Genomic DNA, 15,960 nt, shown 5'->3' on the forward strand with positions numbered 1-15,960 from the left:
TTCCTCTACCTCCCGGATGGCAGCCTCTTTTATTCCTCTTTATACCTTATACCCATCAAAAACAGTCCCTTAGCAGGCAGTGTTGTACCAAGATGTCCTCTGTCTTTTCTTTCTATGATATCGGGAATATCCAAAGGATTTATCTTTCCTTCCCCGACTTTTACAAGTGTTCCCGCAATTATTCTAACCATATTGTAGAGAAAGCCATCACCCCTAACCCTTATAATAAGGCCATTCCTTACGGTTTCTTCCACGTCTATCTGAAATACAGTCCTTACCTTATCCTCCTTATCAGTCTTGGCTGAACAAAAAGAGGTAAAGTCATGCCTTCCTTCTATGAATGAAGCCGCCCTTTTCATAGCCTTGATATCTAAAGTATGTTTCACATTATGGCTGTAGAGCCTGTCTGTCGGAAACGGGATTCTGGAAGTATTGATATGGTATTCGTAAGTCTTATCTATTACATTTCTTCGTGGATGAAATAGAGATTCGACTTCTATACTGTCCATTACTCTGATACTGTCAGGAAGCTTAGTATTAAGCGCAGGAGCCAATTTTTCTGCAGGAATTGTTGTGTCTGAGTCAAATACAGCCACATTACCATAGGCGTGTACACCTGCATCAGTCCTGCTTGCGCCTATTGTGACAATATCCTCTCTCAAAAGGCCTGAGAGTGCATCATTTATAAAGCCCTCAATTGTAGGTAGTTCAGGTTGATATTGATAGCCACAGTAAGCGGATCCATCATAAGCAACCGTCAGTTTAAATCTCTTCATTACTCAGACTCCAATGTATTTGTTAGCCAGTATATTCACGACTATTATAAGTCCCACATAGGCAAAACAGGTGATATAGGCAACCCCGTCACGCCTTTTATACTTGAGGGGCTTCATCTTGGTTCTGCCTTCTCCACCGTGATAACACCTAGCCTCCATAGCCATGGCAAGGTCAATTGCCCTCCTAAATGCTGATACAAAGAGAGGAACCAGGATAGGTATGAGTGCTTTTGCCTTTTTTATAAAACCTCCGCTTTCAAAATCAGCGCCTCTGGCTGACTGCGCCTTCATTATCTTATCTGTTTCTTCAAGCAGTATAGGTATGAATCTAAGTGCAATCGACATCATCATGGCTATTTCGTGAACAGGTAAACCTATTTTCCCAAATACCGATAATCCTTTTTCCATACCGTCTGTAAGCTGGTTTGGGCTGGTAGTAAGAGTAAGCACAGATGAGCCTATTATAAGAAGTACAAGCCTTATTCCCATAAATATAGCCGTTTTCAGGCCTTCTTCCGTTATCCTAACATTTCCAAATAAATGTATAAGCTCCTTACCCGGAGTTAAAAACATATTGAAGACCACAGTGAATAAGAGCAATATAAATACTGCTCTGAGACCTTTGATTATAAACTTAAAGGGTACTTTTGATAGCTTGATAACTGTACCCAAAAACAAGGCTACCACTATGTAGCCGGTAAAACTGCTGAATAAAAACAGTGATACAATGAAGATTATGGTTCCCGCAAGCTTAACTCTTGGATCAAGCCTGTGTATGACCGAATCTGCAGGATAATACTGCCCTATTGTTATATCTCTAATCATTATACATCCTATCTATGTTAAAGCATTCACAATATCAGGCTTTTGATTTTATTACACTCTCTTCAAAGCTCAGTCTTGTAAAGCTTTTATTATACCGTTTTAACCTTTATTTTTTGCTATGAAAAGCCTTTAATATTTCTTCTTTTGCCTCTTCTACAGTAGAAACATCCGTATCCACATCAAGTTCTAATTCTTTCATAGCCTGCATAACATATGTAATCTGAGGAGCCGATAGCCCCATCCTCTCAAGTTCCTTATAATGCCTGAACACTTCCTTAGGTGTTCCATCAAATGCGACTTTGCCTGAGTTCATGGCTATAATCCTGTCTGCATACTTAGCCACATCTTCCATACTATGTGAAACTAAAATTACTGTTAGTCCCTCTTCGTGGAGCTTTGCTATCTGGTCTAGGATTTCATCCCTTCCCCTCGGGTCAAGTCCTGCAGTAGGCTCATCCAATATAAGTATTTCAGGCTTCATGGCCAGTACTCCCGCGATTGCAACCCTTCTCTTCTGTCCGCCTGATAGCTCAAAAGGCGAATCATCATAACATTTTTCAGAAAGCCCCACCTGTTTAATGGCTTCAAAGGCTCGAAGGTCAACTTCCACCTTGCTAAGGCCTAAGTTCTTAGGCCCAAACTTTACATCTTCAAGCACAGTTGTCTCAAAAAGCTGATGCTCCGGGTACTGAAACACCAGTCCTACTCTGCTTCTAAGACTCTTCATATTGAAGTCCTTATCATATACGTCCTGTCCGTCAAAATATATGGTTCCACTCGTTGCCTTTTCAAGTCCGTTAAAATGCTGGATAAGGGTTGATTTCCCAGAGCCAGTATGCCCTATGATTCCGATAAATTCACCTTTATTTATAGTCAGGCTTACATCATCAAGAGCCTTTTTTTCGTAGGCTGTGCCGGGGCTATATACATAACTAATATGATCTGCTATGAGTAACATTTTTTGATAGCCTCCCTAAATTCTTCAACTGTGAGCACTGTTTCATCTATAGGAACTCCACTTTTCTTAAGTTCATAGGCAAGCTTTGTCACCTGAGGCACATCAAGCCTGTAGTTTTCAAGTCTTTCAACCTCGGAAAAGACTTCTCTTGGAGTGCCCTGCAATACTACCTTTCCCTCTTCCATAACAAGGACCTTATCGGCATCTATAACCTCATCCATATAGTGAGTGATGAGGATGATGGTTATATTTTCGTTTTTATTTAACTTATGAACTGTTTTAAGCACCTCTTTTCGTCCTATAGGATCAAGCATGGCCGTAGGTTCATCAAGCACTATGCACTTTGGCCTCATTGCCATTATTCCTGCAATTGCAACCCTCTGCTTCTGTCCACCTGACAGTTTATTAGGGGAGTGCTTGGCATAACCAGACATCCCCACAGCAGCTAGGCTGTCCTTTACCCTTGTAAGAATTTCATCAGTAGGCACTCCCATATTTTCAGGGCCAAAGCCAACATCCTCTTCTACAACAGAAGCAATTATCTGATTATCAGGATTTTGAAATACCATGCCTGCGCTCTGCCTGATATTTAGCAAATTGCTTACATCCTTCGTGTCAAAGCCATTCACCCATACTGTGCCCTCAGTAGGTACAAGCAGGGCATTAAGGTGCTTGGCAAGTGTTGATTTTCCCGAGCCGTTATGTCCTAGAATGGCAATAAAATCGCCCTCTTCAACTTCTAGTTCAACACCGTCTATAGCACGCTCTATCTCTTCTGTATTTCCCTCTTCGTCCCGTCTTATATACTCAAATACAAGATTTTTAATATCTATTATTCCCATTTAGTCATCCTTTTCATCTTACAGACCTTAATCAATCTGTTTCGATGAAAGTATAACACAAAACTTCTGAAATGATAAGTCTGTCTTTATATTTATTTAACTGTAGAGAGAGCCTCTGTAAAAGATTTCGTAATGAGCTGTGGCCTGGTGATAATAGAGCCAACCACCACGCTGAAAGCGCCGAGTTCTATAACTCTTTTGGCCTTTTCAGGCGTATTTATATTTCCTTCTGCAATTACATGGTGCCTGGCATTCTTAATGATTTCACGAAGTATCAAAAAGTCATTATCCGCAATTTTAAGATGCTCGCTCTGCTTAGTATATCCCACCATAGTAGGACTCACAAAGTCAAATCCAAGCTCGTCTGCGTGAAGCGCTTCCTCAACTGTAGAGCAGTCTGCCATAAAAAGCTGATTAGGATACTTAGCCTTAACTTCCTTGAAGAACTCATCTATCGTAAGCCCTCCAGGCCTTTTGCTGATGGTTGCATCCATAGCTATTATCTCAGGCTTTACCTCCATCAGTTCCTCAATTTCTTTCATTGTAGGGGTTATATACACATCTGAGCCCTCATAATCTCTTTTTACTATACCGATTATAGGAAGGTCAACATTCTTCTGTATCTCAGCTATGTCTTCTTTGGTATTTGCTCTTATCCCTGCTGCTCCGCCTTCCTTTGCCGCCAGTGCCATTCTTCCCATAATGAAGGATGAATGAAGCGGTTCGTGCGGAAGAGCCTGACAGGATACTATTAACTTACCTCTTAACGAGCTTATTCTTTCATTCATAATAATCTCCATTCCGCCGCCTTCGGCTGGCGGCACAAATAGTAATGAAAGTGTTTCAACTCTCTACGTTTTGCTTTAAAATGGTTTGCAAGAAGCTATACTACAAAGCACGTGAGGAGGAGTTGTAATAACTTTCTTCGTTTTAGACAGCATAATAATCAGTGTAAGTTCTGCCTTTTCAAGCACAAATGAGTGGTATTACGAATCCGTACACTAAGAATTGTTTAAGCGCCTTAGTTTAATTGTGTGGCAGTTCAGTCAATGGCTTCTTATCATTTACGAAAGGAGTCTGACTATGAAAGTTACTTACCAAATCTGTTGTGGTGTCGATGTTCACAAATCTTTTCTCGTTGCCACAATCGTCAAAACCACCGGTGGCATTGAACCATCTTACCAAAAGAAACGCTTTTCCACCTTTAACAATTCAATTCTTGAATTCAAGCAATGGCTTCTTGACAATGACTGCCATGATGTTTGTATGGAATCCACAGGCAAATACTGGGTTCCTGTCTTTAATCTTCTGGAAGATGAGATCAATGTTGTCATTGCCAATCCCAAGTGGGTAAAGGCTGTGAAAGGCAACAAAGATGATACCAAAGATTCTAAATGGATTGGGGATTTATTCCGTCTCGGACTTGTCAAAGGCAGCTATATCCCTTGTAAGATAGTCCGTATTCTCAGGGAATACACTCGCTATCGTTGCAAGCTTGTTTCCTGCCGTTCAAGTGAAAAGAATCGATACCAGAATGCTCTTACTGTTTGTAATGTTGCATTAGATTCTGTTGTTTCCGATATCTTTGGGAAGTCATCCACGTCCATTATCGACTATCTACTTGAACAATCGGGTACATCCATTAACCACGAAGAAATCGCATCTAAGCTTCTTCGGAGCCTCAAATCCAAAGAAGATGCTGTTATAGAATCCGTCGAAGGATATCAGATGACTGATGCCCAAAAATACCGTATGCGCCTCGTCCGCGCACATATGGATTATATCACAGCAGAAATCAAAGATGTTGATAAAATGATAGAAAATATGATTTCTTCTAATCCTGATTTTGAAAATGCTGTCCAGTTCCTCTGTACCATTCCGGGTGTCAAATGTGATAGTGCAATAACTATCATCTCCGAAATCGGTACGGATATGTCTCAGTTCTCAAGTTCCAAACGTTTATGCTGTTGGGCTGGTTTAACACCTGGCAGCAATGAATCTGCTGGTAAGAAGAAATCTGTTCGGATTACACGTGCCGGAGTCTACCTCAAACCTGCATTAGTACAGTGTGCTCATGCAGCCGTAAAATCTGACCAATCTCCTTACTACAAAAAGAAATATGAATCTCTTGTTAAACGTCGTGGCAAGAAAAGAGCCATTATCGCTATTGCCCGTATGATTCTTACTGCCATCTACCAAATGCTGTCTACTGGCGAGCAGTGGAATCCGAGCGACCTTTATAAAATCGATGTGCCTGAAGCTCTTATTGAAAAACAAAAGGCAAAAGCTATCAAGCAAGCCAAGAAACTATTGCAACGAGAGGGACTACTTCCTCCTGATGAGCCAGTAGCTTCTTAATCGAATTTTCTAACTCAATAACACTTCAAAAAGTTGCCTGCCTTAGACAGCTTAGTTAAGTGCGCCAATCTATGGCTTTCCTATACTTTCTTTCACACTATGCCTCTTTATAATTATTATTTTGAATCTATCTAGTATTATAACTTAGTTAAAATTATTTTCAATAATCTTATTGTATCTAGAAAGCACTTTCATTAACTTACATTAATTCATTGCTTTCCTCAGTATAATCATTATATTTTTATACAAGATAGACAATTATTTGAAAATATTTTCTAAAAAAAAGAGAAACCTTTTACAGTTTCTCTTTGATATTCATATTATACAAGCTCGATAAGAACTTCCATAGCTGCATCTCCCTTACGGAGACCAATCTTAACTATTCTTGTATATCCACCCTTACGGTCAACATACTTTGGAGCTATCTCATCGAAGAGCTTGTTTGCAAGATCAACAACCTTGGTGTTTTTCTTTCTTCCGGCAGCCTTCTCAGGACGCTCTGTAACTGAGTAAAGTACCTTGTTCATCTGAACTCTTGCATTACGACGTGTAGGAAGGTCTCTCTTAACCTCTTTTTCTACTACATCATAAGCAGTTACCTTTCTGCCATCTACTACTTCTCTAACAATCTTGCCACCCGCATCTCTGCGGATAACCTTTGACTTAACTGTAACTGTTTCAACATTATCTTTTTCTTTAACAGCAAGTGTGATAAGCTTCTCAGCTATACGGCGAAGCTCCTTAGCGCGAGCCTCAGTGGTAACAATCTTGCCATGATATAAAAGCTCTGTTACCTGACTTCTGAGTAAAGCCTTTCTCTGACTTGATGTTCTACCAAGCTTTCTATAGCCAGCCATTCCTATATCCTCCTAATTATTCATCGCCTTCATTAAGTGAAAGTCCAAGTGCCTTAATCTTAGCCTTAATCTCCTCAAGAGACTTGCTGCCAAGATTTCTGACTTTCATCATATCCTCATGCGTTTTTCCAACCAACTCCTGAACAGTGTTGATGCCTGATCTCTTAAGACAGTTAAATGCACGAACTGAAAGTTCAAGTTCATCTATACTCATCTCAAGAACCCTGCCTCTTTCATTGTCAGGCTTAGTTACCATAACATCTACTACTTTAGCATTTTCAGATAGGTCAATGAAAGAATTGAGATGCTCACTCATTACTCTGGCTGCAAGGCTTACTGCCTCATCAGGTCCCATTGTACCATTGGTAAATACTTCCAACGTGAGCTTATCATAATCTGTCATATGTCCTACACGGGTATTTTCTATATTGATATTTACTCTCTCTACAGGTGTATAAATAGAATCAATAGGAATAACATCGATTGCAAGTTCATCGTTCTTATTCTTATCGGCAGAAACATAACCATGTCCGCGTCCAATGCTAAGTTCCATATATAATCTGCAATTATCACCACCATTAAGAGTAGCTATCACCTGGTCAGGATTGGTAATTGTAATGTCTGAATCTGCCTGAATGTTGGCAGCTGTTACAACACCTTCTCCTTCAGATTCAATGTATGCGGTCTTAGGTTCATCAGTCTCACTGTCATTTCTAATAGCAAGACTCTTGATGTTCATAATAATTTCCGTTACATCTTCTTTCACTCCGGGAATAGAACTAAGCTCGTGCTTAATTCCTTCAATTTTAACAGTTGTTACTGCTGCCCCCGGAAGAGATGAAAGCATAATTCTTCTGAGCGAATTCCCGAGAGTGGTACCATAACCTCTCTCAAGAGGCTCTACTACGAAGCGCCCGTATTTCTTATCTTCAGAAATCTCAGCAATTTCAATATTCGGTATCTTAAAATCAAACATTACCAGGCTCCTCCTTTAAGTGTGTTATTCGAATTAATTACTTAGAATACAACTCGACAATGAACACCTCATCTACAGGAACATCTATCTGATCTCTTGTTGGAATCTCCTTAACAGTTGCTGTAAGGTTCTCGCGATCCATCTCAAGCCAAGCCGGAACAAGTCTTCCGTTAGTTGCCTCAAGGACATCCTTGATTCTCTGGATAGACTTCTTCTTCTCTTTGATCTCAATCTTATCGCCTACTGCTACTGTATAAGAAGGGATATTTACCTGCTTGCCGTTAACAAGCACCATCTTATGACCAACCATCTGTCTTGCTTCTTTTCTTGTTCTCGCAAGACCAAGACGGAAGATAACGTTATCAAGTCTCAACTCAAGGAGAATCATAAGGTTCTCACCGGTTGTACCATATTTAAGCTTTTTAGCCCTTGCGAAATTGTTTCTGAAAGGCTTCTCTAATACGCCGTAAATGAACTTAGCTTTCTGCTTTTCACGAAGCTGAGCACCATATTCACTGATTTTTCTTCTGCTGTTACCTGCAGTTCTATTGGACTTCTTATCAAGTCCCATAACCATTGGTTCTATGCCGAGAGCCCTGCATCTCTTTAATACAGGCACCATATCTCTTGCCATTTATTTTTCCTCCTAAAATAATCTACCTGGAATTAAACTCTTCTACGCTTTGGTGGTCTACATCCGTTATGAGGTACCGGAGTAACATCCTTTATGCTAACTACCTGAATTCCGCAAGCCTCTAAAGCACGAATAGCTGCTTCTCTACCTGAACCAGGTCCCTTAACCATAACCTCAACAGACTTTAATCCATGAACAACAGCAGCCTTTGCTGCAGTTTCAGCTGCCATCTGAGCAGCGTAAGGGGTAGACTTTCTAGAACCTCTGAAACCAAGTCCGCCTGCACTTGCCCATGAAAGAGCATTGCCTTCAGAATCTGTTAATGTAACTATTGTATTGTTAAATGATGACTGAATGTGTGCCTGTCCGCGCTCGACATTCTTTTTCACACGCTTCTTTGTCACTTTTTTTGCTGCACCTTTTGCACTAGCCATGACCTAAGAATCCTCCTTTAATTATTTCTTCTTATTTGCGATGGTCTTCTTTGGACCTTTTCTTGTCCTTGCGTTGTTCTTTGTGTTCTGTCCACGAACAGGAAGCCCCTTTCTATGACGAACACCTCTGTAACAACCGATCTCCTGAAGTCTCTTGATGTTCATAGCTACTTCACGGCGAAGATCACCTTCAACCAGAACGGATTCTTCAATTACATCACGGATTTTTCCAACCTGTTCGTCAGAAAGATCCTTGCAACGAATGTCCGGATCAACAGCTGCTTTTGTTAAAATTTCATTAGATTTTGCTCTACCAATACCATAGATATAAGTAAGACCAATCTCTACACGCTTCTCTCTTGGTAAATCGACACCACTAATACGAGCCATTAGCGTTTAACCTCCGTTATTTTTTGAATTAATAGTAACAATATATGTGAATTTGGTATCGGAATGATGATTTCCTCTACCCAGCCGCTTTAAACCGTACAACGAAATGATGAATTTCGAGGCGAAGAAGTATTTATCTTCATAATATAAGCAAAAGCCTATACATACGGTATCACAGATATGACCGGCTCACATTTCCGGCGATATCCATAACGCAGAAAGCAAGACTCCTAATTATTAATCTTAATCAGAATTATCCCTGTCTCTGCTTGTGTTTTGGGTTCTCACAGATAATTCTGATTGCACCCTTTCTCTTGATAACCTTGCATTTTTCGCAAATTGGCTTCACAGATGACCTAACTTTCATTTCGAAAACTCCTTTCTGAATAAAGTCCACTTTATATACTAACATAGTCTACTACAAGTTTCAAGTAAAAATTTTAAAAATATTTTGCGGATTTCTATAAAATATCCTGTATTCGAATAAGCAGTTGCGCTAGCTTTCGAAACAGGATATTTTTGTTATGCCTCAAATATATATGCCCTAAAGCCCCCAAGGTCAAGCCCTGAATTAAACTCTACTTTATCCCCTGTAATAAGGTCTGTCAGGCTTCCATTCACATTGTCAATGTGGAAGTTAAGCCTTGCATTGTTTCCATCTGCATTTACTGCAATTATCATACGCTTTCCATCTTTTTCTCTAAGAAATGCACATTGCTTATTAGCTATCTGCAAAGACTTAAAGCCTCCGTACCAGAGCACAGGTGAAGCATTATGTATCTTCGTTAATTTAGTGATATATTCAGTAAGCTCATTATATACCGGCTTATCAAAGGCAGGTCTAAGTGCAGGGTCGCCTTCCTTTTTGTCTGCCTTAAAGCCCCATTCACTTCCGTAGTATATCATAGGAATACCAGGCATGGTAAACATAAGTGCATAAGCTAGCGGAAGATGCTTCTCCTCAGTAAGAATGCTGGCAAGCCTTGATACATCGTGATTGTCTACGAAGCTCATCAGATGTTTGCCTCTGTATAAGGTCCAGTTCTCATCACCGAACTGACGGTTTAGGGAATGCATTATTTCAAATAGATTCATACTATTAAGGCTTGAATAAATTCCCTTGTAGCACTCGTAGTTGGTAGCTGAGTGGCACATATCATCATTCATAATCTGGTTGTAGTCTCCACCTATCATTTCTCCGCCAAGGAAAAATTCAGGTTTCATCTGACTGGTTTCGTATCTAAGTCTCTTTAAGAAATCCCTGTCTACCATATAAGCTACATCAAGCCTGAGTCCGTCAATATCAAATTCTTTAACCCAGCCCCTTACACTTTCTATAAGGTAGTCGGTAACCGCAGGGTTCTTTAGATTTAGCTTAACCAGGTCATAATGTCCTTCCCAGCCTTCATACCATAGTCCGTCATTATAGTTACTGTTACCTCCAAAATTGATGTTGAACCAGTCTTTGTACTGTGAATTCTCTCTTTTTTCAAGTACATCCTTAAAGCCAAAGAAGCCTCTGCCTACGTGGTTAAATACTCCGTCAAGTATCACCCTAATCCCTTCTTTATGAAGTTCTTCGCAGACTTTTTTGAAGTCCTCATTGGTTCCAAGCCTCACATCTATCTTCCTATAATCCCTTGTATTATAGCCATGTGTATCGGATTCAAATATAGGAGAAAAATATACTGCTCCTATTCCTATTTTTTTAAGATGAGGGATGAAGTCAATAACCTTCAGTATTCTATGCTCCAGATTCCCGTCATTTTCAAATGGCGCACCACAAAAGCCCATCGGATAAAATTGATAAAACACTTTTTCATAAGCCCACATTCGCTATTTTCTCCTATTTCCTGTTCGATTTTACTTTTGCTTTTGTCTTAGGTTTAGACCACTTACCATATGTATACTCACCTTTTACTGTCCTTTGGCTCTTAGCCTGAACGCTGAAGAAAACCGGCTTTTTCTTTAAGGTTGCATTTACATAGATGGTTGTAACACCCTTCTTGTCATCATGGTATACGTTAAGATTGTCTATACCCTCGTAATTTACAGGAACAGCCATCTTACCTGTGCTGTCATAAGCACCCCATTTCTTACCGGCTCTTACTACAACAGCCTCATCATTATAGTTTATTACTTCCTCATACCTTACCGGGATAACAACCTTTCCTGCTCTGTTTATATATCCTGTCATACCGTCAAGGTCAACTCTAATAAGCGACATACCTTCATTGTTGAAAATAGAATCGTATATTATTTTACACTTCAACTCACCGTTTTTGTCTATTAGGCCCCATCTTCCATTGATACTAACACTAGCAAGTCCTTTGTCAAATTTCCCTGCTTCATCATACTGAGGAGATATAACTTCTTCTCCTGATCCATCTATATATCCCCAGTTACCCTCAAGTCTAACTCCAGCTCTGTTTTCACTAAACTCCTTTATTTCATCATACTTTGGAGTAATTACTTCTTCACCTCTTTGGTTGATATAACCCCACTTACCATCTAACTTTACTCCAGCAAGTCCATCAGCAAAAGCAGTCACAGCATCATATTTTACAGGTGTAATTTCTTTTCCGGTTTCGCTAATAAAGCCCCATTTATCTCCGAGTTTCACCTGATACGGAGCATGCGCTATATCATTTATATCATCATATTTAGGAGGTATTATCTCCTTACCATCAGCCACCAGCCCCTTTTTTCCATCTAGTACGACCTTTGCTACAGCACCGTCAAACTTTTCAATGTCATCATATTTAACAGGAATTATTACATCCCCATCAGTAGTAACAAGTCCCCATTTGCCATCTTTCTTAACCTTTACACCTGTGAACATTATTTCTTTAACTTCATCGAACTTTGGGGACACAGTCTCCTTTCCAAGCTCATTTACAAAGCCCCACTTACCGTCTTTCTTAACTGCTATGGCTATAGTACCATAGGTATCATTTAGCTTTTCAACCTTCACATCCTGGTATATAAAACCTGTAATCTTCTTTCCGTTAGTCTTTACAATTGCCCATTTGCCCTTAGACTTGACAGCCTTTACATCAGGAAATATCCCTATTTCCTTTTCGTATTTCGCCTTTTTTGCAGCAACTATGTTGTTCGCTGAAGCATATGTGTGATTGCTTCCAGCCATAGTCTGAACCGGGTTTATAAGTAATGCAGTCAATGGAACCAAGGCAACAGCCTTTGTTAATATTTTGTTATACATAGTTTTTCTCCCTTTATTTATGTTTTTCTCGGAATCAGGCACAAGAAATTTATAATACTTTTAGAGTATCACTTTTAGTAATTTTTAAAAATATTACATAATAAGCCTAATCTTCAACCGCTTTAAGACTTCCTCATCAATTATACCTATCAGTGCCCCTGTAACAGTTCCAACAAGTATAAGATAAGATAGATAGGTAAATACCGCAGGCAGCTTAAGTAATATCATAGCACATAAAAGCTGCCCAATATTATGTGCTACCCCTCCTGCCATGCTTACCCCTATCATTCCGAAGAAGTCCGTCCTTTTTAGGAGCATCATCACAACTAAGCTTAACACTCCACCTGAAAGCCCATATATTGCACTATAAGGATTGCCAAAGGTAAGTCCCACAAGGATGATTCTTATAATTGATACTGTTATCCCTGCTTTTGCCCCACCTGTGTACAAGGCAACGAGAACAGCAATATTCGCCAGTCCAAGCTTCATACCCGGTATGTGAAAGTTAAATGGAATAAGTACCTCTATATAGCTTGCTATGAACGCAAGAGACACAAGTATTCCATACAACGAAACTTTTTTAGCCACTTTACCCCCTAACCTGAAACCCCGTCAATCACAGGCTCTTCTTCATTTGCATCCACTATCTTAATTACCACCCTGTTTGGCAGGCAGACTAACATTTCTCCTGCTTTGCTGATTTTACCCTGCTTCATACATTGTTTGTCAGGACAGCTTGCTTCTTCTATATAAGCCTTCCCATCCTTTATTACAAGTTTATTCGTGCCCAAATGAGAACCTTCAAGAAGGTAAACTCCATCCTCTTTAAGAGGATATTCCGACTTTTTTTCACCGTCAATTGAGATAACCACAGTTTTATTTCCATCATTACCTGAAGCCCCGATTACATCGACCGCAAAAAGAGCCGCTGCTATTACAAGCAAAACCAATCCCAAAACGGCATCATGTCTTCTTTTTTTCTTATATTTATCCATTGTCAAAAACAACTCCGTATTTCTTTAACTCGCAAAGAAGTGAACTGCAGGATTCACCGCCTGCGGCGGGCCACGTAAGCGACATCTACATATTCGCCGCAGTGCGATCCCTCGGAGAGATTTTTATTTGACAGGTAATTTCGGAGAAATTTCCTATTAAATAAAAAAGCTTAATATACTGATATTAAGTTCACGATTAATAAGGTTTTATTTTTAATTGGATTATACGAAAAAACCGATTGAAAGTCAATTAAGACTATCAATCGGGTTTGTGTCAAGTACTCGTTGGCAAATTTCCTTACCTTTTTCTTTTATCATTGTTTTTTATTTTTTTGTACCATAAACAAGCCCAGGTTATATGCTGAACTGATATTTTCTATTTAGTTGCCAAGTATAAATTTCCTTAATGCCTTTCTACCCGCTGTTAATGATGTACCAGTTAGTGGAAGACTTCCCCTGCTTACTTCCATATAAGGCAGCCCTTTACCATCTCTACATGGTGATTTTGAAGCACTAAGCGGTTCTTTTATCTCCTTTAGGCTTTCATCAAATATCAAACTCTCTGAGTACCTTTCCACAGTCTCTATTAGGTTCTTGTTTTCTTTCCTGCACAGAAGCTTTGCAAGATTATCCGCTCCTGCCTCTGAACATCTCCATTCAATATTCTTCTTTCTATTTCGTCAGGATTATACTTCTTCTGTATCACAGCTTCCCTCTTTTTGGGAATCCGCGGCTTCCATCCATTCCGGCAAATACCACTTTCTCTACAAGAGTACTACGGCCTTCTTTTTCTTTCTCTGCATCCCAGCCTTCATACATTGTAAAGGCCTTCATCTTCTTCACATCAAGCTCTTCCTCTGATGATATTCTCACGCCAAGCTCCTGGGTTACATTCCATACACCTCCGGCACTTATAACCTGTCCTGTTGAAGAACTTAATATCTCCGCAGATGCCCTGTACGGGAGTTCCGCAACTGAATTAGCGATTTTTTCTGCCAGATTGGTAGATATTAAGCCTATTTTCTCCACTCCCATATACCTGTCCAAAAGATACACATGTGCCTTCGTTCCATCAGCCAGTCTTGTCTGATATACCCTTCTTTCATACTCGACTTCTCCATATACAGTTTTGACCGAAGTATTTCTCTTTCCCTTATTCCTGTATTTAGAGGCATCTCTCTCCTTTGACAGCATATCATCATAACTTTCAAGGATATTTTTCGTGTGTTCCCTAGCAATCTTACAGGCATTTTAAAAAATTTCTTGTTCTAAGGTCGTGAATGAAATCAGTTTTTCTTATGCAATAGCATCAGTCATACAGTTTTTCCTTTATGTTATTTTTTTGCAAATCAATAATAAAATAAAACTGTGTGATTGGGAAGGGGGCAACCCCTTCTTTTTGCTATTGCCAATTATAATTATACACTAACTCAGTAATCGTTTGTAAATCAATTTTCTGTTAAAGTTCGGTTTTGTTAAAGCTTCCTTAAAACTTTTCCTTTTTTATTAATGATATACCAGTTATCTCCTAAACTCACAGGGGCGATTCCTTCGCTGAAATCACTTGCAGCATCATACTTAGGTTTCACTATCTCCTTCCCATTTTTATCTATAAACCCCCACTTACCATCTATCCATACCTGAGCAAGCCCGTTTCTAAAATCATTTACTTCACCATACTTGGGCTTTACCACTTCTTTTCCTTTTTTATCCACAAAACCCCACTTGCCTGTTTCATCATATCCTATCCGTATTCTAGCCAAGCCTTCTCTAAAATTACCTACTTTATCATACTTAAGTTTTATTATCTCTTTACCTTTTCTATCTATAAAACCATACTTACCTTTTTTCCGTACCTTAGCCAGTCCTTCACTAAAATTACCCACTTGATCATACTTAGGTTTTATTATCTCTTTACCCTTTTTATTTATAAATCCATAATAGCCTTTTTCCCAATTTCCTATTCTTACAATAGCTAATCCTTCACTAAAATTACCTGCTTCATCATACTTAGGCTTTATTATCTCTTTACCTTTTCTGTCTGCAAAACCATACTTGCCCTTTTCATAATCTCCTATTCTGACCTTAACCAAGCCTTCACTAAAATTACCTACATAATCATACGCTCCGACCTTTACTACCTCTTCTCCCTTTTTATCTATAAAACTATACACACCTGTTTCATCATCTCCTATTCTCACCTTAGCCAAGCCTTCACTAAAATCATCTGCCTCATCATACTTAGGTTCTACTATCTCCTTCCCTTTTTTATCTATAAATCCGAACTTACCCGTTTCCTCATCTCCTACCCTTATTCTAGCCAGTCCTTCACTAAAACTCCATATTTCATCATAATTTCCAGGCTTTACTATTTCTTTTCCCTTTTTATTTATAACCCCCTCCTTTCCATTCTTAATTACTAAAGCTACTCCTCCACTAAAATTACCTATATAACTATATTTTCCGGACTTCACTACCTCTTTACCCTCTTTATCTATTAAACCTACCTTTCCATTTTTAATTATTGTAGCCATACCTTCATGAAAACTCCATATACAATTGTACTTAGGCTTTGCAAACACCTCTCCTATCTGAAATATATTTACTATCATACTCATAATTAATAACACCAAAATTTTTTTCATCACAGTTCTCATACTTATCTCAACCTCTCTTTTGAATTCTTTATAGC

Annotated in this window: 19 protein-coding genes; 1 reads left to right on the top strand and 18 read right to left on the bottom strand. The window is 39.2% G+C overall.

The window, feature by feature from the left end:
• Nucleotides 1–29 precede the first annotated feature (29 nt).
• The 5 genes from truA to JJN12_RS07675 all read right to left on the bottom strand — a co-directional run bounded on the left by truA (nucleotide 30) and on the right by JJN12_RS07675 (nucleotide 4,189).
• The gene (truA, locus tag JJN12_RS07655; RefSeq protein ID WP_208429120.1) at nucleotides 30–776 is read right to left on the bottom strand and encodes a tRNA pseudouridine(38-40) synthase TruA; all 747 of its coding nucleotides are present in this window, start codon (nucleotides 774–776) and stop codon (nucleotides 30–32) included.
• A gap of 3 nt (nucleotides 777–779) precedes the next feature.
• Entirely contained in the window at nucleotides 780–1,601 is an 822-nt protein-coding gene (locus JJN12_RS07660; protein ID WP_208429121.1) for an energy-coupling factor transporter transmembrane component T family protein, read from the bottom strand.
• 106 nt (nucleotides 1,602–1,707) lie between these two features.
• Complete coding sequence (locus JJN12_RS07665) at nucleotides 1,708–2,559, bottom strand: energy-coupling factor transporter ATPase (protein ID WP_208429122.1); 852 nt, start codon at nucleotides 2,557–2,559, stop codon at nucleotides 1,708–1,710.
• Entirely contained in the window at nucleotides 2,547–3,401 is an 855-nt protein-coding gene (locus tag JJN12_RS07670; protein WP_208429123.1) for an energy-coupling factor transporter ATPase, read from the bottom strand. Before JJN12_RS07670 ends, JJN12_RS07665 begins: the two co-directional genes overlap by 13 nt.
• 92 nt (nucleotides 3,402–3,493) lie before the next feature.
• Nucleotides 3,494–4,189: an N-acetylmannosamine-6-phosphate 2-epimerase gene (locus JJN12_RS07675; RefSeq protein ID WP_208429124.1), complete on the bottom strand. Its 696-nt coding sequence runs from the start codon at nucleotides 4,187–4,189 to the stop codon at nucleotides 3,494–3,496.
• Between the two features lie 295 nt (nucleotides 4,190–4,484).
• On the opposite strand from JJN12_RS07675, the gene JJN12_RS07680 reads away from it, so the two are divergent.
• Complete coding sequence (locus JJN12_RS07680; RefSeq protein WP_208429125.1) at nucleotides 4,485–5,759, top strand: IS110 family RNA-guided transposase; 1,275 nt, start codon at nucleotides 4,485–4,487, stop codon at nucleotides 5,757–5,759.
• Between the two features lie 320 nt (nucleotides 5,760–6,079).
• Here JJN12_RS07680 and rplQ read toward each other — a convergent pair whose 3' ends face one another.
• The 13 genes from rplQ to JJN12_RS07745 form a co-directional block, all read right to left on the bottom strand.
• Complete coding sequence (gene rplQ, locus JJN12_RS07685) at nucleotides 6,080–6,616, bottom strand: 50S ribosomal protein L17 (RefSeq protein ID WP_208429126.1); 537 nt, start codon at nucleotides 6,614–6,616, stop codon at nucleotides 6,080–6,082.
• 16 nt (nucleotides 6,617–6,632) lie between these two features.
• Complete coding sequence (locus tag JJN12_RS07690; RefSeq protein WP_208429127.1) at nucleotides 6,633–7,592, bottom strand: DNA-directed RNA polymerase subunit alpha; 960 nt, start codon at nucleotides 7,590–7,592, stop codon at nucleotides 6,633–6,635.
• 37 nt (nucleotides 7,593–7,629) lie between these two features.
• Entirely contained in the window at nucleotides 7,630–8,226 is a 597-nt protein-coding gene (rpsD, locus tag JJN12_RS07695; protein WP_208429128.1) for a 30S ribosomal protein S4, read from the bottom strand.
• A gap of 32 nt (nucleotides 8,227–8,258) precedes the next feature.
• Nucleotides 8,259–8,660 (bottom strand): 30S ribosomal protein S11, encoded by a 402-nt coding sequence (gene rpsK / locus JJN12_RS07700; RefSeq protein ID WP_208429129.1) that lies wholly within the window; start codon nucleotides 8,658–8,660, stop codon nucleotides 8,259–8,261.
• 21 nt (nucleotides 8,661–8,681) lie between these two features.
• On the bottom strand, nucleotides 8,682–9,050 hold the full coding sequence (gene rpsM, locus JJN12_RS07705; RefSeq protein ID WP_023353536.1) for a 30S ribosomal protein S13: 369 nt from the start codon (nucleotides 9,048–9,050) through the stop codon (nucleotides 8,682–8,684).
• 253 nt (nucleotides 9,051–9,303) lie between these two features.
• On the bottom strand, nucleotides 9,304–9,417 hold the full coding sequence (rpmJ, locus tag JJN12_RS07710) for a 50S ribosomal protein L36 (protein ID WP_023353537.1): 114 nt from the start codon (nucleotides 9,415–9,417) through the stop codon (nucleotides 9,304–9,306).
• A gap of 155 nt (nucleotides 9,418–9,572) precedes the next feature.
• Entirely contained in the window at nucleotides 9,573–10,883 is a 1,311-nt protein-coding gene (locus JJN12_RS07715) for an alpha-amylase family glycosyl hydrolase (protein ID WP_208429130.1), read from the bottom strand.
• 13 nt (nucleotides 10,884–10,896) lie between these two features.
• Nucleotides 10,897–12,273 (bottom strand): WG repeat-containing protein, encoded by a 1,377-nt coding sequence (locus JJN12_RS07720; protein ID WP_208429131.1) that lies wholly within the window; start codon nucleotides 12,271–12,273, stop codon nucleotides 10,897–10,899.
• A gap of 93 nt (nucleotides 12,274–12,366) precedes the next feature.
• Nucleotides 12,367–12,861: a Gx transporter family protein gene (locus JJN12_RS07725; RefSeq protein ID WP_208429132.1), complete on the bottom strand. Its 495-nt coding sequence runs from the start codon at nucleotides 12,859–12,861 to the stop codon at nucleotides 12,367–12,369.
• An 8-nt stretch (nucleotides 12,862–12,869) separates the two neighbouring features.
• Entirely contained in the window at nucleotides 12,870–13,268 is a 399-nt protein-coding gene (locus JJN12_RS07730; RefSeq protein WP_208429133.1) for a NusG domain II-containing protein, read from the bottom strand.
• A gap of 380 nt (nucleotides 13,269–13,648) precedes the next feature.
• Nucleotides 13,649–13,846 (bottom strand): hypothetical protein, encoded by a 198-nt coding sequence (locus tag JJN12_RS07735; RefSeq protein ID WP_208429134.1) that lies wholly within the window; start codon nucleotides 13,844–13,846, stop codon nucleotides 13,649–13,651.
• 124 nt (nucleotides 13,847–13,970) lie between these two features.
• Nucleotides 13,971–14,507, bottom strand: coding sequence for a UPF0236 family transposase-like protein (locus JJN12_RS07740; RefSeq protein ID WP_208430357.1), 537 nt, complete (start codon nucleotides 14,505–14,507; stop codon nucleotides 13,971–13,973).
• Between the two features lie 236 nt (nucleotides 14,508–14,743).
• Complete coding sequence (locus tag JJN12_RS07745) at nucleotides 14,744–15,886, bottom strand: WG repeat-containing protein (RefSeq protein WP_208429135.1); 1,143 nt, start codon at nucleotides 15,884–15,886, stop codon at nucleotides 14,744–14,746.
• Nucleotides 15,887–15,960: the final 74 nt, after the last annotated feature.

Source organism: Catonella massiliensis, assembly GCF_016651435.1.
GTDB classification, from domain to species: Bacteria; Bacillota; Clostridia; order Lachnospirales; family Lachnospiraceae; genus Catonella; species Catonella massiliensis.